The following is a 16,653-nucleotide window of genomic DNA, read 5'->3' as shown; positions in this document are numbered from 1 at the left end:
ACCACAATTACCCTGTGTTTCCCGGCGTCGAGCGCACCGGCAAACGCCTAGGCCGCTTCGGCGACGCCGTGCGCCGCACCGCGCTTGCGGCGCTCCAGCGTGCCGATGCATACCAGCGATACGCCGGCCAGAACACTATAGAACACGGCCAACGGCCACCAGGCGCCCGGATAACGATGCGCGAGCAACGTCCCGATCAGCGGCGTCAGACCACCGGCCAGCGCGGCGCACACCTGATACGACAGCGAAATCGCCGAATACCTGACGCGCACCGGGAACGCGGTCGACATGAAGCCGGCCATCACGGCGTAGGAACTCGACATGCACATCACAGCTAGCGCAATGCCGATCACGATCGCCACCGGCCGCCCGGTCGAAACGAGCGCGAACATCGGATAAGGCGACAGCATCGCCAACGCGGCCGCGCCCTTCAGGAAGCGTCCCGTGCCGATACGTTGCGCGAACCATCCGGAACCCAGTTGCGTGAACAACTGGATGAACGCGACCACGAACAGGCAATCGAGAATCAACGAACGGTCGAGGCCGAGCGTTTGCGTCGTGTAGTTGAGCATGAAGGTGTTGACGAACCATGCGCCGGCCACGCCGATCACGTTCGCGCCGAGGCATAGCAACAGCGTGCGCCACGCATCGCGCACGACCTCGGCGACCGGCAGCGCGGCCACGCGTCGTTGCGCCTTGAGCGCCTTGAATTCCGGCGATTCGTCGACACCCGCGCGGATCAGCAGGCCGACCACCAGCAGCACGGCACTCGCGAGAAACGGCAGGCGCCATCCCCAGCCAAGGAACGCGTCCTTATCCATCGAGGCCACTGCGCGGAACGCGAGCAGCGACAGGATCAAGCCCGCCGGACTGCCGAGCTGCGCGAACGACGCGAAGAAGGTGCGCCGTCCCTGCGGTGCGTGTTCGCTTGCCATCAGCACCGCGCCGCCCCACTCGCCGCCGATCGCAATGCCCTGCGCGACCCGCAGCAAGACGAGCAGCACGGGCGCCCACACGCCGGCGCTTGCATAGGTCGGCAGGAAGCCGATGCCGACGGTGCCGATGCCCATGATCGCCAGCGTCGCCACGAGTGCTTTCTTGCGGCCGATGCGGTCGCCCAGGTGGCCGAACACCAGCCCGCCGAACGGCCGCGCGAAGAAGCCGACCGCAAAGGTGCCGAACGAAGCGAGAGTGGCGAAAAACGGATCGCTGCCAGGAAAGAACAGCTTGCCGAATATCAGCGCGGACGCCGTGGCATAGATATAAAAGTCGTACCACTCGATCGTGGTGCCGACAAAAGCCGCGGCTGCGGCGCGCGTCGGTTGCCGGCTTGCGGCGTGGTCGTCGGACTCGTGATTCATGTCTCTGTCTCCAAGGTCTTTCTTCTGGATGGCGCGGCTTCTGCGTGCCGTCGCCGGGAACTGCGAGTTTAAGCTTTGAGCACGCCCGCTTCGAGCAGACGCTGCTGGGTGGCGGCGTCGATACCCAATGCGTCGAGCACGTCGCGCGTGTCGGCGCCGAGCGACGGTGGCGCGCTGCGATACGTGGCCGGCGTGCGCGACAGCTTGATCGGCGACGCGGTGCCGCGATACTCGCCCATCTCGACCACCATGCCGCGGTGCAAGGTATGCGGATGACGCGCCACGACGTCGACGGTTTGCACCGGACCGCACGGCACGCCCGCGTTGATCAGCGCATGCGCGAGCGGCTCGCACTCGTGCGTGGCGAGCAGACTTTCGAGCGCGGCCTTCAGCGGCTCGCGATGCGCGCAGCGGCTGCGGTTGTCGACGTAACGCGGATCGTCGGCGAGTTCGGGCGCGCCGAGATGGGCGCACAGTTTCGCGAACTGCCGGTCGTTGCCCACCGCGAGAAAGATCGGCGCGCTCGCTGTGCGATAGCTGTCGTACGGCGTGATGTTGGGATGCGCGTTGCCGCTGCGCTGCGGCGTGCGGCCCGAGCCGAAATAGTTCGGCAGATGCGGATGCAGCAGCGAGACGCCGCAGTCGTACAACGCGATATCGATCGACTGGCCGCGGCCGCTCTTCGCGCGTTCGGCAAGCGCGAGCAGAATGCCGGCGAGCGCGTTCAGGCCGGTGACCATGTCGACGACCGGCAAGCCGACGCGCGTGGCGGGACCGTCACGCTCGCCGTTCACGCTCATCAGGCCGGTCATCGCCTGAATCGCGGCGTCGTAGCCGGGCAAGCCGCCGAGTGGACCATCGGGACCGAAACCCGATACGGCGCAATGGATCAGCTTCGGGAAACGCTCGCGCAGATCGCGCTCGTAATCCATGCCCCAGCGCCCGAGCGTGCCGGGTTTGAAGTTTTCGACCAGCACGTCGGCATCTTCGAGCAGCTTCCACAGGATCGCGCGGCCTTCATCGCGCGCGAGATCGACCGCGATGCCCTGCTTGTTGCGGTTCACGCCCGCAAAGTACCACGCGGTGTCGCCGTAAAACGGCGGCCCCCAGCCACGTGTTTCGTCGCCGTCGGGCGGCTCGAGCTTGATCACCCGCGCGCCGTGATCGGCGAGCGCCTGCGTGCAGTACGGGCCGCCGAGCACGCGGCTCAAGTCGATCACCTTGATGCCTTGCAACGCGCCTTGCTTGCCATCGTTCGGAAGCGGTGCGGCCATTACGCGCTCCTTTGCGGCAACAGTTGCAGCGCCTGTTCGAGCGTGACGCTGCGGCCGTTAACCAAAGCGTCGATTACATCGCTCTCGTCCGATGCCGAATGCAAGGCCAGCGGATCGAACGGCAACAGCTTGTGCCGCACCACCAGATGCGCAAGCGCAAGACGCCGGTAATCCGGCGAGAGACGCACGCCCTCGCAGGCCATCAACACTGCGGTGCTTGCGTGATACAGCGCGGTGCCCGCTTGCCGGACCCATTCGTCGCGGCCGGAATCCGCCACGCTCGCCAACGCGTCGCACGCACGCGCGAGTGTCGCGCGCAGCAACGCGAGACTGGCCGCCGGCAATCCCACCGCGCCGAGCAGATCCTGCAGATACGTGCGCAACGGTTCGAGCGCGCCGTCGCGTTTCGCCGCTCGCGCGATGTCGAGCGCGACGATGTTGCTGGTGCCCTCCCAGATCGAGCCGAGATGCGCGTCGCGTACGAGCCGCGCGTCGCTCCACTCTTCGATATAGCCGGTGCCGCCGCGCACTTCCATCGCGTCGCCGGTCACGCGGCGCGCGTCGCGGCATGCACGGAACTTGATGAGCGGCGTGAGGATGCGCACGCATTTCGCCGCCTGCCGGTCGCCCGCGTCGGCCTGCTCCAGCAGCAGCGCGATGCGCATGAACATCGAGCGCGCCTGTTCGGCGGGCAGCATCATCTTGAGCAACTGACGCTGCATCAACGGCATGTCGATCAGCTTGCGGCCGAACGCTTCGCGATTGCGCGCGATGTGCAACGCCTCGGTCAGCGCACGGCGCATCAAACCCGCGGCACGCACGCCGTTCGACAGACGCGACATATTGATCATGTCCGCCATTTGATGAAAACCGCGGCCCACTTCGCCGATCAGATACGCGACCGCGCCTTCCAGCACGATCTCGCCGCTCGCCATCGAACGGCTGCCGAGCTTGTCCTTCAGACGCACGATCCGGTAGCTGTTGCGCGAGCCGTCCGGCAGCGTCTTCGGTAACAGGAACAGTCCGAGTCCGTTGATGCCGGGCGGCGCCGTGTCCGGCCGCGCGAGCACCATCGCGAGATCGGCGTCGGCGTTCGAGCAAAACCATTTGTCGCCATACAGACGCCACGTTTCGTCACCGTTCGCATCGATTTCGAGCGACGCACGCGTGGCAATGCGCGCGACGTCCGAACCCGCTGCCTGTTCGGTCATGAACATCGCGCCCTGGAATAGCGTGTCGAAATCGCGCGAGGCGAGCATCGGCAGAAAACGCGCGACCAGTTCCGGCGCGCCGAATTTGCGCAGCGTGCGCGTGAGCGAATCGGTCATGCTCACGGGGCAACACAGGCCGAATTCCGCCTGCACGAACAGGAAGGTCAGCGCGTATTTCACGAGCGGCGGCGGCGATTTTTTGCCATCGCGGGTTTCGTGGCTCATCGCGGCCAGTCCCAACTCCGCGTAAGCCACGCGTTCCAGCGCGACGTAATCCGGATGCTTGTCGATACTTTGCAGCGCTTCGCCGCGCCGCGTGCGATGGTGCAATTGCGGCGGGTTCTTGTCGGCGGACAGCGCCCACACGTCGAGTTCGTCGGACGCGCGCTGGCCCAGCGAGACGAGCTGGCTTTCGAGTTCGTGAAACAGCCTCTCGCCGAGATGCAGCTTCAACAGACGCTCGAAGTCGGGATCGCTGGTGAAGAAGTTGATGCCCCGGCTATCGGGAATGTTGGACGAGCCGTGTGCCGGCTGCGCGGTGATTTCGCTCATACGTGTCTCCTTACTCTGCTATGCACGTCAGTGCTTGTGGGAGGAGCATAGGAGCGGCGTCGATAATCGTCTAATACAACTTATATCCGGTACGATAGACGCAGCTTATCGATCAACACTAAGGAGGCAGCCGTGGACCTGAAGCAGTTGCGCTATTTCGTGGCGGTCGCCGAGGAGCTGCATTTCGGCCGCGCGGCCAAGCGGCTGTTCATTTCGCAGCCGGCCCTCAGTTTCGACATTCGCAAGTTCGAGGAGCAGCTCGGCGTGCAGTTGCTCGCGCGCACCAACAAAACGGTGTCGCTAACCAACGCCGGCCAGGTGCTGCTCGGCGAAGCGCGCCGCCTGTTATTGCAGGCGAACGAGGCGGAACGCATGACGGTGCGCTCGGCGCATGGCCTCGCCGGCCGCTTGCGTATCGGCTTCGTGAATTCGATGCTGTACCGTGGCATGCCACAGGCGGTGAAACGCTTCGAGACCGATTACCCCGGCGTCGAAATCGTCCTGAAGGAGATGAACACCAGCGAGCAGGTGCACGCAATCCAGCGCATGCAGATCGATATGGGCTGCGCGCATTGGGGAAATTTTCCGACCGACGTCATTTCCACGCCGATTTTTTCCGAGCCGTTCCTGTGCTGCCTGCCCGCCGCTCATCCGCTGGCGCGCAAACGCAAGGTCGATCTGCGGGCATTGGCGCAGGAGCCGTTCATTCTATTTCCGCGCACCGTGTCGCCGCATTATCACGATCTGATCATCGCGCAGTGCGTGGGAGCGGGATTCAGTCCGTTGATTCGCCATGAGGCGCGCTTGTGGCAGACCGTCGTGACGATGGTCGGCTTCGGCATGGGCGTTGCGCTAGTGCCGTACACGTTGCGTCAGGTCCAGGACCCGAAGGTCGCGTTTTTGCCGCTGACAGGCGAGACGCTGATGTCGCAAGTGCTGCTGCTGCGCCGGAGCGGCGACGCGGAACCCGTCGCGGACCGTTTCGTCGAGTATCTCAGGGATGCCGGCGGCGAGCCGCCGAACACGGCTCATTCATCCGCTTCGCGGCGGCCTTCGTAAGCCGTCAGTATCTTGTGGGCGACCATATCCACGGCCGGTTTGACGAGCCCGTTCTTGTCGGTCCAGACCTTGGGCGTCAAGGTGCCGCTCAGTGCGACACTGTCCGCGTCGCTCAACGCGAGCAGCGCGGTTTGCACGTCGTCGTCGAAAGCGATCACGTTGACGAAAATCGTGTCGCCGTCGTTGGTGGCCGCGCGCACCTTGCAGGTCACGAAACGCCTGCCGTTCTGCCCCGTGCGAATCTGCGCCTCGCCGTATAACCGCCCGCCCACCAGTCCATCGATCATCGCCTTGCTCCTCTTGTTTCGTACCGTGCAGAAAGCAGAATCGCCCAGCACGGCGCGTATGATCCCACGAGAAGCGGCGCGGCCTCTATAAAAAGCGCCGCTCGATCGCGGACCAACGGCGTGAGCATCACGCGCCGATCGTCAAATCCACGCCGCGCACGAGGCGTTTCGCGAGCCGCGGTTGCCGCAACTGTTCGAGCCACCACTGCAATGCGCGCCCTTCATGATCGCCACGCCACGCGACGTACAGCACGTTCGGCTCGCGCGGATCGGAGGTCGCTTTCTCGATCAGCTCGCCCTGCTTCAATAGCGTCACGACGCGCTGACGCGGCAACCAGCCCACGCCAAGGCCGTCGCGCTGCGCCAGGATCTTCGCGCGCATCGACGGCACGGCGAGTGACGCCTGTCCGCCGATCAAACCATAAGCACGCCCCGCCGTCGTACGCGATGAATCCGCCACCACCACTGCGCGATGTTCGAGGATCCGTTCGCGGCCGAGCGTCCCCTCGACACCCGCCAGCGGATGGCGCGGCGACACCGCGAACACCCACTCCATCACGCCGAGTTCGAACCAGCGCAGACCGGGAATCGCCGGCGGCTCGTTGGTCGCGCCCACGATCAGATCGGCACGGCCGTCGCGCAGCGCCTCCCAGGTGCCGCTCAATACTTCGTGGGTGAAGCGCAGCTTGACGCCGGAGTCGAGCGCGTCGAAGGCGCGTACCACCGGCATCAGCAGTTCGAATTCGAGAATCTCGTCCGTGACCACCCAAAGGCGGTCTTCCCAGCCGCTCGCGATCTGCTTCACGCGCTGCGTCATGCGCGACATGTCGAGCATGAGACGCGCGGCTTCGTCGGCGAGAAGCTGGCCGGCGGGCGTGAGTTGCAGGCGGTAGCGGCGCCGGTCGAATAGCAGCGCGTCGAAGCGCGTCTCCAGTTGCCGGGCGGCATGCGAGATCGTGGACGGCGCCTTGCCGAGGCGAGCCGCCGCGCGCGACAGGCTGCCGGTCTCGCGAATCGCGTCGAGCAAAGCCAGTTCGTCTTCCGACAACATGTTCTACTCCTTCGAACGAGTTCGACGAAAAGATGGTACGGCAAAGCGCCGCTGCTAGTCCACTATGGCGATATGACGGCAAAATTGGCGGCAAGCACGGTTGGCGCGGGCTTTCGGAAAAGCCGCACGAGCCAGTGACGAGCCACTGCAAACGCGGCCGACGCCGCGCCTGGAACATTCATTGCGCGCGGTCGTGGCACGACGGCGTACGCACAAGGAGCGGCGACATGGGACTTTTAGTGGACGGACAATGGCAGGACCGCTGGTACGACACCAAGTCGACCGGCGGCCGTTTCGTGCGCAAGGACGCGGCGTTTCGCAACTGGGTGACGGCCGACGGCTCGCCCGGTCCGAGCGGCAGCGGCGGCTTCGAAGCGCAAGCGGGACGCTACCATCTGTATGTGAGCCTCGCCTGCCCGTGGGCGCATCGCACCTTGATCGTGCGGGCGCTCAAAGGCCTTGAAGCGATGATCGACGTCTCCGTCGTGCACTGGCTGATGCTGGAAAACGGCTGGACCTTCGCGGACGGCCCTGGCGTCGTGGCCGACAGCGTCAATCATGCGAAGCTGCTGCACCAGGTCTATACGGCCGCCGATCCTCACTACAGCGGCCGCGTCACGGTGCCGATCCTGTGGGATAAGCAACGGGCCACGATCGTCAGCAACGAATCGTCGGAAATCATTCGCATGCTGAATTCGGCGTTCGACGGCATCGGCGCCAAGCCCGGCGATTTTTATCCGCCGCCGTTGCGTCCGCAAATCGACGCGATCAACACGCGCGTCTACGACACGCTGAACAATGGTGTTTACAAGGCGGGCTTCGCCACCACGCAGCAGGCCTACGAAGAAGCCGTCACGCCGCTCTTCGGAACGCTCGACTGGCTCGACGCGCAACTCGCGACGCAACGCTATCTGACCGGCGCGCAACTCACCGAAGCCGATCTCCGGCTGTTCACGACGCTGATCCGTTTCGACGCTGTCTACGTGGGCCACTTCAAGTGCAATCTGCGCCGCATCGCCGATTACGCGAGTCTGTCCGCCTACACGCGCGATATCTATCAGTTGCCCGGCATTGCGCAGACGGTCGATTTCACGCACATCAAGCGGCATTACTACGAGAGTCACCGGGGCATCAATCCGACCGGCGTCGTGCCGCTTGGTCCGGTTCAGGATTTCTTGGCGCCGCATGATCGGGCACGGCTCGGGGTGCAGGACACCACTGCCGCTATTCGCTCGCGGCCGTATGCAGTCAGGGAATAGACATCGCGCTGATCAACATCTTCGACACGCACGGCGCAGCGGCCTGAACGCGCGTATTCACAGCGCGCCACCCGTGTTCGCCGTTGCCGCTTCGAATATATCGCGCAGCCACTGCGCAAACACCCGCACCCGCGACGACAACTGACGGTTCTGCGGATAGAGCACGGACACCGGCATGGGCGGCGGCGGAAAGTCCGCAAGAATGATTTTCAGCCGCCCGGCCGCCAGTTCGGCCGCCACCCGGTATTGCGGCACCTGCACGATGCCGAGCCCCGCCAGCGCGGAGCCCGTATAGAGTTCGGTGCCGGTCACCGACACCGCAGACGGCAGGACCATCGCCACCTCGCGGCCCGCCACGCTGAATTCGAGCGGCACGGCCTTGCCGGTCGCGCTCGACACGTAATTGACCGCCCGATGCGTGGACAGCGCCGACGGCTCGGCCGGCTCGCCATACGCAGCGAGATACGCCGGACTCGCGACCGTCACTTGCGGCAATTGCGCGACGCGCCGCCCCACCATCGACGAATCCTGCAGATGGCCCGCCCGCAGCACGCAGTCGACTCCCTCCCGCACCAGATCGACGAGCCGGTCGTCTTCGCCGATGGTCAGTTCGATATCGGGAAAGCGCGCGAGAAAGGCCGGCAGCGCCGGCACCACGAAGTGCCGCGCCAGCGTGCCCTGCAAGTTCACCCGCAACAAACCCTTCGGCGCGAGGTTCGAAAACGAGCCCTCGGCCTCCTCCATGTCGGCAATCAGACGCACGCAGCGGCGGTAGTACGCCTCGCCGTCGTGCGTGAGACGCACCGTGCGCGTGGTGCGCTCGAGCAGCCGCGCGCCGAGCCGCTGCTCCATGCGCTTCATCAGATTGGTCACAGTGGCGCGCGGAATCTGCAGGTCGTCCGAGGCGCGCGTGAAGCTTTGCCGCTCCGCGATCCGTATGAAAACTCGCATTTCCTCGAAACGATCCATGGTCGATGCCTGGCTGTGGGTGGCTGTTTGTGACGCCTGTAGGGCGGTCCTTGCGTCAATTGTTAAAGCAAATGGAATGATGATGCCAAGTCTAACCCGATTATCTATGCGCGGAAAGCGTCCATGATTCACCTCACCCACCCAACAGACACAAGGAAACGAATCATGAACACGCCTAAAAACGCCCAGGTCGCTATCGTCACTGGCGCGTCCCGCGGCATCGGCGCAGCGGTCGCGCAACGTCTGGCCAAGGACGGCTTCGCGGTCGCGGTCAACTACGCATCCAGTTCGGCCGAAGCCGATGCGCTCGTCGCGGAACTCACGGCAGCCGGCGCCAAAGCCGTCGCGGTTAAGGCGGACGTGTCGAACGCCGACGACGTGCGCCGCATGTTCGAGATCACCGAACAGCAGCTCGGCAAGGTGGACGTGCTGGTCAACAACGCGGGCGTGCTCAAGACCGTGCCGCTCGCCGACACCAGCGACGCGCTCTACGACCAGACTTTCGACATCAACGTGCGCGGCACCTTCAACACCTTGCGCGAAGCCGCTGCGCGCATGAACGACGGCGGGCGCATCGTCAACTTTTCGAGCACCACACTGGCGCTGAACATGCCGGGCTATGCGATCTACAACGCGACCAAGGCGGCCGTCGAATCCTTCACACATGTATTCGCCAAGGAACTGCGCGGCCGCAACATCACCGTCAACGCCGTGGCGCCAGGTCCGATCGCGACGTCGCTGTTCCTCGACGGCAAGACCGAAGAACAGATCCAGACCTTCGCGAAGATGCCGCCGCTGCAACGCCTCGGCCAACCGGACGATATTGCGTCGGTGGTGGCGTTCCTCGCCGGTCCGGACGCGGGTTGGGTCAACGGGCAGATTCTGCGTGCGAACGGCGGTATTGCCTAACGCGCTCGATGCGCATTACTGCGGGCAGGCTCTGACGAGCCGCCTCACTTTCATCGAATCGGAGAAGAAAAATGCAGAAGAAGATCATCCTCGTGACGGGCGCCGGTACGGGTATCGGCAAACTCAGCGCACAGTCGCTCGCCGAAGCCGGCCACATTGTCTACGCGACGATGCGCGACGTCGAAGGACGCAATAAGCCACGCGCCGATGAAATGCGCGCGCTTGCGAAAGCGAAGGACATCCAGTTGCATCCGCTTGAACTCGACGTGTTGTCGCAAGCATCGGCTGATGCCGCCGCCGCGACGGTCGTGCGCGAACAGGGACGGCTCGACGTGGTGATGCAAAACGCCGGCCATCTGGTGGTCGGCCCGAGCGAAGCCTTCACGCCCGAGGAATTGGTGAAGGTGTTCGACACCAACCTGTTCGGCGCGCAGCGCGTGAACCGCGCCGTGCTGCCCTATCTGCGCCAGCAGGAAGCCGGCTTGATGCTGTGGGTCAGCAGTTCGACGACCAAGGGCGGCTTCCCTCCTTTCCTCGGTCCATACGGCGCCGCGAAGGCCGCAATGGATTCGCTGGCGGTTTCGCTCGCATATGAGATCGCGCGCTTCGGCATCGAGACCTCGATCGTGGTGCCGGGCGCGTTCACGCGCGGCACCGCTCACTTTCCGAGCGCGGGCAAGCCGGCCGATACCGAACGCGCCGCGGCCTACGCACGCTACGACGGCGTGATGGATCAGATCGGCCAGCGCCTGTCCGAACTGACGCCCGACGACGCCGATCCGCAAGCCGTGGCCGATGAAATCGTGCGGATCGTCGGCCTGCCTTCAGGCGAGCGGCCGATGCGTTCGGTGATCGACTTCGTCGGCGACGGCGCGCGCGAGGTGCTCGAAGTGTCGGAGCGTGTGCGCATCGAGTTCGCCAAGCGAATCGGTATGGGCGATTTGCTGGAAGCGCGGGTTCAACGTTGAACGTGACGTCAAGGCATACCGCCGTGAAAGCAATTTCGCTGATCGCATGCGCCGTTGTGCTGCCGGTTCTCATCGGCGCATGCGATGCCCAACCTCAACCGGCCGCCACTTCCATCACGACGAGGAGCACGACCATGAAACCCTCGGTCACATACCTTCATTTGCTGAAGCACACGCCGTTCTTTACGAGCCTGACGACCGACCAACTGCGATGGGTGATCGCCCACTCGCATGAATGGGAAGCGCAGGCCGGCACGGTCGTCGCGCAATGCAACGACAGCGCGGCAACTGCCGAGGATCAGGCCATGTGGATTCTGCTGGACGGCGGCTGGCAAGTCGAAGTGAGTCCGCACGCTTTCCCGGCGGACCATGCTGGCGCGGGCAAGTGGTTCAGCGCGGCGGCGGCGTCCGGCACCGCGTGCCGCCTCGTCACCACCGAACACAGCTACGTGATGAAAATCGAACGAGCCGACTTCGATGCCATGCTCGCGCAAGGCTTTGCCTTCGGCACGCATCTCGACGCCGGCCGCCACTACTACGGCCAACTGTTCGCCGCTCCAGCCGAACTCGCGAAATGAGTCCGAACCGGAGCACCTGACACGCAGCGCGCCTTGAGGCGAAAGCGCGCTTACACCGCCTTCGGATTACGTTCCTCGAATCCTTCCTGATGCCAGTACGGATAAGCGGGACGCACGGCACTCGCCGCGTCGAGCTTCGCCACCTGCTCGGGCGTCAGATTCCAGCCCACCGCACCGAGGTTCTGCCGCAGTTGTTCCTCGTTACGCGCACCGATCAGCACCGTCGATACCGTCGGCCGCTGCAGCAGCCAGTTCAGCGCGATCTGCGGCACGGTCTTGCCGGTTTCGGCCGCGATCTCGTCGATCGCATCGAGCACGCGGAACAGATACTCGTCCGGCACCGGCGGCCCCATGTCGGCGGTTTTATGCAGGCGGCTCGAATCGGGCAGCGGCTGGCCGCGCTTGATCTTGCCCGTGAGACGCCCCCAGCCGAGCGGACTCCACACCACCGCGCCCACGCCCTGATCGACGCCGAGCGGCATCAGCTCCCACTCGTAATCGCGTCCGACCAGCGAGTAGTAGGTCTGATTCGCGACGTAGCGCGGATAGCCGTAGCGATCCGCCACGTCCTGCGACTTCATCAGGTGCCAGCCGGAGAAATTCGACACGCCGGTGTAGCGGATCTTGCCGGCGCGCACGAGATCGTCGAGCGTGGACATGACTTCGGCGATCGGCGTTCTGGCGTCGAAGCCGTGCAACTGGAACAGATCGATGTAATCGGTTTGCAAGCGCTTGAGCGCCGCGTCCACGGCCTGAATCAGATGGAAGCGCGACGAGCCGACGCTGTTCGGTCCATCGTCGAAACGGAAGGTCGCCTTGGTCGAGATGATCGCTTTGTCGCGCTTGCCCTTGAGCGCTTCGCCGAGCACCGATTCGGACGCGCCGCTCGAATAGATGTCCGCGCTGTCGAACATGGTGACGCCCGAATCGAAGCAGATGTCGAGCAGACGCCGCGCCTCGGCGACGTCGGTCGCGCCCCACGCCTGGAAAAACTCGCCCTTGCCGCCGAATGTGCCCGTGCCGAAACTCAGCACCGGCACCTTGAAACCGGATGCACCCAGATGTCTGTATTCCATTGATCAATCTCCGTGGCTTAGCCGTCCATAAACGGACATTCAGTCTACGCGCGTCCGCGCAAACGCGTCGGCCAGCGCGCAGGGAACGTGGCGGGTGCGAACGGGATCGTTATCGTGAATGCGCCACGTCCGTAGCCAATGCGCTCAGCGCGTCACGCGCGGCTTGCATCACACTGTCCCAATCGCCGAGCGCCGGTTGCCGGAACAAGCGGGCGCGCGGATACCACGGCGTATCGGTACGCTCCAGCATCCAGCGCCAACAGGTGTCGAAGCGGTTCAGAATCCAGACCGGCTTGTCGAGCGCGCCGGCCAGATGCGCGGTGGACGTGTCCACGGAAATCACCAGATCGAGGTTCGCCACCAACGCTGCGGTGTCGGCAAAGTCGTTGAGTTCTTCCGTGTAATCGATCACGCGTTCGCCCCACTCGCTGCTTTCGAGTTGCTGTGCCGCCGGTCCTTTTTGCAGGCTGAAGAACTGCACGTTCGACACCTCGAGAAGCGGCGTGAGTTGTGCGAAAGCGATCGAACGGCGTGCATCGTTCTTGCGAAGCTCCGCGACATGCGGCCGGTTTCCGCCCGCCCACACGAGTCCGACTTTCAGGCGGCCGTCTGCTTGCGCGTGAATCCGATCGTGCCATTGGCGAGCCGCTTCGGCCTTTGCGATGAGATAAGGCGTTGTCGATGGAATGCTGTCGAGCTCGGTCTTGAATGCAAGCGGCAGACTCAGCAACGGACAGTGGCAATCGAACGGCGGCAGCGTTTGGCCGGCTTCGATCAATTGGTCCACGCCATCGAGCGTGGCCATGAGACGCATCAACTCGCGCGGCACTTCGAGCACGACCTTCGCGCCGAGTTTCGACACCAGCGCGGCATAGCGGCAAAACTGCAGCGTGTCGCCGAGGCCCTGTTCCGCGTGCAGCAGAATGGTCTTGCCGTTGATCGAAAAATCGCCCAGCCAAAGGGGTTGCGCAAAACTGCGCCGGCTTGCCTTGATGCGGCTGCGCTCCCAGCGCCATTCATATTTTTGCCAGCCGCCTTCGAGCTGTCCCATTTGCAGCAGGCACAGCGATTCATTCCAATGTGTTTCCGCAGCATCTGGATTCACGGCCAACGCGCGTTCGTAACTCGACAGCGCTTGCGCGTGCTGATTGAGGTCGATCTGCGTCAGGCCGAGATTGTTCCAGGCATCGGCGAATGCCGGGGCCAATTCGAGCGCGCGACGGTAGCAGCGTTCCGCTTCTTCCGGCTGGTTCAGGTCACTAAACGCGTTGCCGCGATTGCTCCACGCATCCGGATAATTCGGTTGCAGCGCGAGCGCGTGGTCGCAGCTTGCGAGCGCATCAGCGGGACGGCCCAGATCGCGCAGCACACACGCGCGGTTGTTCCAGGCCGGCGCGAAATCCGGCATCAGGGCAATCGCGCGATCGAAACTGCCAAGCGCATCGAGCGGCCGATTCAGGCCGGCTTGCGCGTTGCCGCGATTGTTCAGTGCGTCGGAAAATTTGGGCTGCAAGGCCAGCGCGCGCTCGGCACTCGCGAGGGCTTCGGCGAATCGCTGCAAAGCGTTCAACGCATAGGCCAGATTCGAATGAAGCGGCGCCTGTTTCGCGTTGATGGCAAGCGCTTTTCTGAGTAACTCGACGCCCTCTTGCAGGCGGCCCGCTTGCAGCGTCAGCGCGCCCAGCAATTGCAGCGCGTCGAAATGACGGGGCTTGAGTTCGAGAATCTCGCGATAGAGTCCCTCGGCCTCGGTGAAAGCGCCGTTGCGCTGAAGCGCGACGGCTTGCCGAAGCATATGGTCCAACTGTTGCGGCAGATTGGCGGACTTGCTCATGCGGAGAGCTTTGGTCGAATGCGCGTGAAAGTGGTGGGAGCTTTCGAGGTTCGCGCATCACGCAAGATGAATCGCAAACGATGCATAGCGCAAGACCCTGCGCGCAGCGGACTCGAAAGAGCGAAGCCGATTATCGCCGAAAACCACGCATTCGAACGGCCGCGCGCCACGCCGCAACGTGACGCGCGTTAAGCCGCTTACTGCGCGGTCGGCAGATGCTTACGCTTGGCGAGCTCCTGCGCCATCGCGTAGTGTTCCTGGATCGTCGGCAATGCCTTCTTCGCCGCGTCCTTCAACTGTTCGTCGCGGCCCGAAGCGATTTCCGCCTGGAACGCCGACAGCGCTTTCTGTTCGCCGGCGAGCGCGACCTGCTCGATATAGACCTTGTCGAAGTCGGCGCCACGCAGGTTGTTGATGCTCGCGAGCACCGCTGCGTCGGGGTCGTTCTTCGGCACATCGACGCCGCGTGGGCTCGCCGCGCGCAGCGCGTCGGAGATTTTCGCGTTGTCGGCCGAGACGCGCTCGGCGAATGCCTTGACGTCGCGATCGGTCGAGCGCGAGGTCGCGATGCGGGCGGCGTCGCGTTGCGTGGCGACGGCCTTGGTTCCGTCCGCGATGAACGTCTGGTCGGCGGCATGCAGACGGCCGGCGTCGGCCGTAGCCGCTGCCGGTGCTGCCGGCGTTGTTTGAGCGTTGGCCGCGCCGGCGACGACGAGCAGGCCAGCCATGCAGGCGCTGGTGATTGTGGCGAGAGGCAAGCGGATCATACGTTCTCCTTGAGGTGGAAGCGAAACAACTGCGATGCGTGTGCGCCTCAGGCTCCTGCCGACTGTGCGGTTACCTTGCGGTCAGCTTGCGAGCCACTGACGGCGCCACGCTTTTATCGCTGTGAATTCTAGAAGGCGCGCTGTGCGCCATGTGATACGACGCTGTCGCTTCTGTAACCTTAGGTAACCTTCATATGAATGCCTTGACAGGGCTGGATTGCGGCCGTTGCGCTTGCGCCGATTCCCGCCCTCAACTCAATATCGGCTGCGCGTTAACCAGAGCATGCGAGGAAATCGCCGTCGAATCGCTGAACTTTCTGTCCGCCGCGCCGATAACAGAAAGGTAGGGCGCGCGCCAGGATCGAACGCAACGGTGGCATGGCGCATCACACGCAACCCTGGAGAGATTCGATGGCAGTAGAAAACCGCGCGAACGATGAACGCAGCAACCTGACGAGTTCCAACAAGTTCGAGTTGTTGCTGTACCGCTTGGGCGCCGTGCCCGGCAGCGACGCGCATGAGCTTTATGGCATCAACGTGTTCAAGGTGCGGGAAATCTCGACCATGCCGACGGTTACGCCGATCGCCGGTTCGTCGCCGTTTGTGATGGGCGCCGTGGATATTCGCGGGCAGATCATTCCCGTGATCGATTTGCCGCGGCTGATGGGGTGTCAGCCGACGCGCGGGCTGAATATTTTGCTGGTGACGGAGTTTGCTCGGTCGACGCAGGCGTTCGCGGTTGAAGAGGTCGACGATATCGTGCGGCTGGAGTGGAATCAGGTTTTGTCCGCCGAAGGTGCGGCTGGGGGCAATCTGGTTACTAGCATTGCGCGGATCGATGGGAATACTGGTGATTCGCGCCTGGCCCAGGTGATCGATGTCGAGCAGGTTTTGCGGGATGTGTTCCCGTCACAGCATCCTAGTGTGGATCCGACTTCCGTTGGGGAGGCGTTGGGGATTCGGCGTGGGGCGAAGATTCTTGCTGCAGATGATTCGGGGTTTGCTCGGAAGCTCATTGAGCAGGCTTTGAGTGCTATTGGCGCGGATTATGTGATGACCAAGACTGGGGAAGAGGCCTGGAATACCTTGCAGCAGGTTGCGCGCGAGGCGCAGGCTAATGGGACTCGTGTCAAGGATAGTATCGCCCTTGTTTTGACTGATCTTGAGATGCCTGAGATGGATGGATTTATGCTCACTCGGCAAATTAAGGCTGATGAGCGGACTCGCGATATTCCGGTCATTATTCATTCTTCTCTTACCGGGGCGGCTAATGAGGCGCATGTGAAGAATGCCGGGGCTAATGGGTATGTGGCGAAGTTTGCTGCCTCGGAGTTGGCGGATGCTATTCGGAATGCTATTGGGGTTGTGCCTTCTGTTGTTGCTGCTTGAGTTGGGGTTTTTTTCTGCTGCTTCTTGTTGGTTTGTTGGCCTTTCCTTGAATTCGCGGTGGTTTATTAGTGTTGCCCCTGTGCGGGGCAATGCTCTCAACTTAAGCCCC

Annotated in this window: 15 protein-coding genes; 6 read left to right on the top strand and 9 right to left on the bottom strand. The window is 63.5% G+C overall.

Translation table 11 applies throughout. The features are described from left to right. Window positions 1-47: 47 nt before the first annotated feature. The 3 genes from P0D73_RS40075 to P0D73_RS40065 all read right to left on the bottom strand — a co-directional run bounded on the left by P0D73_RS40075 (window position 48) and on the right by P0D73_RS40065 (window position 4,398). Window positions 48-1,361 carry an MFS transporter gene (locus P0D73_RS40075; RefSeq protein WP_132375146.1) on the bottom strand — a complete coding sequence of 438 codons (1,314 nt, stop codon included), beginning with the start codon at window positions 1,359-1,361 and terminating at the stop codon, window positions 48-50. A 68-nt stretch (window positions 1,362-1,429) separates the two neighbouring features. Further along, window positions 1,430-2,635 carry a CaiB/BaiF CoA transferase family protein gene (locus tag P0D73_RS40070; protein WP_408315714.1) on the bottom strand — a complete coding sequence of 402 codons (1,206 nt, stop codon included), beginning with the start codon at window positions 2,633-2,635 and terminating at the stop codon, window positions 1,430-1,432. Further along, window positions 2,635-4,398 (bottom strand): acyl-CoA dehydrogenase family protein, encoded by a 1,764-nt coding sequence (locus tag P0D73_RS40065; protein WP_408435516.1) that lies wholly within the window; start codon window positions 4,396-4,398, stop codon window positions 2,635-2,637. The genes P0D73_RS40070 and P0D73_RS40065 overlap by 1 nt, the downstream gene beginning before the upstream one ends. 132 nt (window positions 4,399-4,530) lie before the next feature. Between P0D73_RS40065 and P0D73_RS40060 the strand changes: the two genes are divergently transcribed. Further along, complete coding sequence (locus tag P0D73_RS40060) at window positions 4,531-5,457, top strand: LysR family transcriptional regulator (RefSeq protein ID WP_408435514.1); 927 nt, start codon at window positions 4,531-4,533, stop codon at window positions 5,455-5,457. Here the strand turns inward: P0D73_RS40060 and P0D73_RS40055 are convergent. Continuing rightward, window positions 5,427-5,744, bottom strand: coding sequence for a single-stranded DNA-binding protein (locus tag P0D73_RS40055; RefSeq protein ID WP_168793237.1), 318 nt, complete (start codon window positions 5,742-5,744; stop codon window positions 5,427-5,429). The genes P0D73_RS40060 and P0D73_RS40055 overlap by 31 nt on opposite strands. A 127-nt stretch (window positions 5,745-5,871) precedes the next feature. Continuing rightward, complete coding sequence (locus tag P0D73_RS40050) at window positions 5,872-6,795, bottom strand: LysR family transcriptional regulator (RefSeq protein ID WP_408435511.1); 924 nt, start codon at window positions 6,793-6,795, stop codon at window positions 5,872-5,874. Window positions 6,796-7,022: 227 nt separating this feature from the next. Between P0D73_RS40050 and P0D73_RS40045 the strand changes: the two genes are divergently transcribed. Next, window positions 7,023-8,054, top strand: a complete 1,032-nt coding sequence (locus tag P0D73_RS40045; protein WP_408435509.1) for a glutathione S-transferase family protein — start codon at window positions 7,023-7,025, stop codon at window positions 8,052-8,054. Between the two features lie 57 nt (window positions 8,055-8,111). Here P0D73_RS40045 and P0D73_RS40040 read toward each other — a convergent pair whose 3' ends face one another. Then, a complete protein-coding gene (locus tag P0D73_RS40040; RefSeq protein WP_408435507.1) occupies window positions 8,112-9,023 on the bottom strand; it encodes a LysR family transcriptional regulator in 912 nt (303 codons plus the stop codon). Between the two features lie 165 nt (window positions 9,024-9,188). On the opposite strand from P0D73_RS40040, the gene P0D73_RS40035 reads away from it, so the two are divergent. The 3 genes from P0D73_RS40035 to P0D73_RS40025 all read left to right on the top strand — a co-directional run bounded on the left by P0D73_RS40035 (window position 9,189) and on the right by P0D73_RS40025 (window position 11,478). Beyond that, window positions 9,189-9,932 carry an SDR family oxidoreductase gene (locus P0D73_RS40035; protein ID WP_408315723.1) on the top strand — a complete coding sequence of 248 codons (744 nt, stop codon included), beginning with the start codon at window positions 9,189-9,191 and terminating at the stop codon, window positions 9,930-9,932. Between the two features lie 71 nt (window positions 9,933-10,003). Beyond that, entirely contained in the window at window positions 10,004-10,900 is an 897-nt protein-coding gene (locus P0D73_RS40030) for an SDR family oxidoreductase (protein WP_408435505.1), read from the top strand. A 134-nt stretch (window positions 10,901-11,034) separates the two neighbouring features. After that, window positions 11,035-11,478, top strand: coding sequence for a cyclic nucleotide-binding domain-containing protein (locus P0D73_RS40025; protein WP_408435503.1), 444 nt, complete (start codon window positions 11,035-11,037; stop codon window positions 11,476-11,478). A gap of 50 nt (window positions 11,479-11,528) precedes the next feature. Here P0D73_RS40025 and P0D73_RS40020 read toward each other — a convergent pair whose 3' ends face one another. The 3 genes from P0D73_RS40020 to P0D73_RS40010 form a co-directional block, all read right to left on the bottom strand. Continuing rightward, window positions 11,529-12,554, bottom strand: coding sequence for an aldo/keto reductase (locus P0D73_RS40020; protein WP_132375157.1), 1,026 nt, complete (start codon window positions 12,552-12,554; stop codon window positions 11,529-11,531). A 109-nt stretch (window positions 12,555-12,663) separates the two neighbouring features. Further along, window positions 12,664-14,388: a tetratricopeptide repeat protein gene (locus P0D73_RS40015; protein WP_408435501.1), complete on the bottom strand. Its 1,725-nt coding sequence runs from the start codon at window positions 14,386-14,388 to the stop codon at window positions 12,664-12,666. Window positions 14,389-14,585: 197 nt separating this feature from the next. Then, window positions 14,586-15,155 (bottom strand): DUF4142 domain-containing protein, encoded by a 570-nt coding sequence (locus tag P0D73_RS40010; protein ID WP_408435499.1) that lies wholly within the window; start codon window positions 15,153-15,155, stop codon window positions 14,586-14,588. A gap of 411 nt (window positions 15,156-15,566) precedes the next feature. Between P0D73_RS40010 and P0D73_RS40005 the strand changes: the two genes are divergently transcribed. Continuing rightward, window positions 15,567-16,544, top strand: coding sequence for a chemotaxis protein (locus tag P0D73_RS40005; protein ID WP_132375160.1), 978 nt, complete (start codon window positions 15,567-15,569; stop codon window positions 16,542-16,544). Window positions 16,545-16,653: the final 109 nt, after the last annotated feature.

The organism is Paraburkholderia sp. RL18-101-BIB-B (assembly GCF_046026985.1).
In the GTDB taxonomy this organism is placed as follows: domain Bacteria; phylum Pseudomonadota; class Gammaproteobacteria; order Burkholderiales; family Burkholderiaceae; genus Paraburkholderia.
The sequence above is the reverse complement of the archived record's forward strand: the minus strand, read 5'-3'. Positions and strand labels throughout refer to the sequence as shown.

Bases quoted from the DNA above. Each gene is read 5' to 3' on its own strand.
- P0D73_RS40075 (WP_132375146.1), bottom strand. From the start codon at position 1,361: ATGAATCACGAGTCCGACGACCACGCCGCAAGCCGGCAACCGACGCGC.
- P0D73_RS40070 (WP_408315714.1), bottom strand. From the start codon at position 2,635: ATGGCCGCACCGCTTCCGAACGATGGCAAGCAAGGCGCGTTGCAAGGC.
- P0D73_RS40065 (WP_408435516.1), bottom strand. From the start codon at position 4,398: ATGAGCGAAATCACCGCGCAGCCGGCACACGGCTCGTCCAACATTCCC.
- P0D73_RS40055 (WP_168793237.1), bottom strand. From the start codon at position 5,744: ATGATCGATGGACTGGTGGGCGGGCGGTTATACGGCGAGGCGCAGATT.
- P0D73_RS40050 (WP_408435511.1), bottom strand. From the start codon at position 6,795: ATGTTGTCGGAAGACGAACTGGCTTTGCTCGACGCGATTCGCGAGACC.
- P0D73_RS40045 (WP_408435509.1), top strand. From the start codon at position 7,023: ATGGGACTTTTAGTGGACGGACAATGGCAGGACCGCTGGTACGACACC.
- P0D73_RS40040 (WP_408435507.1), bottom strand. From the start codon at position 9,023: ATGGATCGTTTCGAGGAAATGCGAGTTTTCATACGGATCGCGGAGCGG.
- P0D73_RS40035 (WP_408315723.1), top strand. From the start codon at position 9,189: ATGAACACGCCTAAAAACGCCCAGGTCGCTATCGTCACTGGCGCGTCC.
- P0D73_RS40030 (WP_408435505.1), top strand. From the start codon at position 10,004: ATGCAGAAGAAGATCATCCTCGTGACGGGCGCCGGTACGGGTATCGGC.
- P0D73_RS40025 (WP_408435503.1), top strand. From the start codon at position 11,035: ATGAAACCCTCGGTCACATACCTTCATTTGCTGAAGCACACGCCGTTC.
- P0D73_RS40020 (WP_132375157.1), bottom strand. From the start codon at position 12,554: ATGGAATACAGACATCTGGGTGCATCCGGTTTCAAGGTGCCGGTGCTG.
- P0D73_RS40015 (WP_408435501.1), bottom strand. From the start codon at position 14,388: ATGAGCAAGTCCGCCAATCTGCCGCAACAGTTGGACCATATGCTTCGG.
- P0D73_RS40010 (WP_408435499.1), bottom strand. From the start codon at position 15,155: ATGATCCGCTTGCCTCTCGCCACAATCACCAGCGCCTGCATGGCTGGC.
- P0D73_RS40005 (WP_132375160.1), top strand. From the start codon at position 15,567: ATGGCAGTAGAAAACCGCGCGAACGATGAACGCAGCAACCTGACGAGT.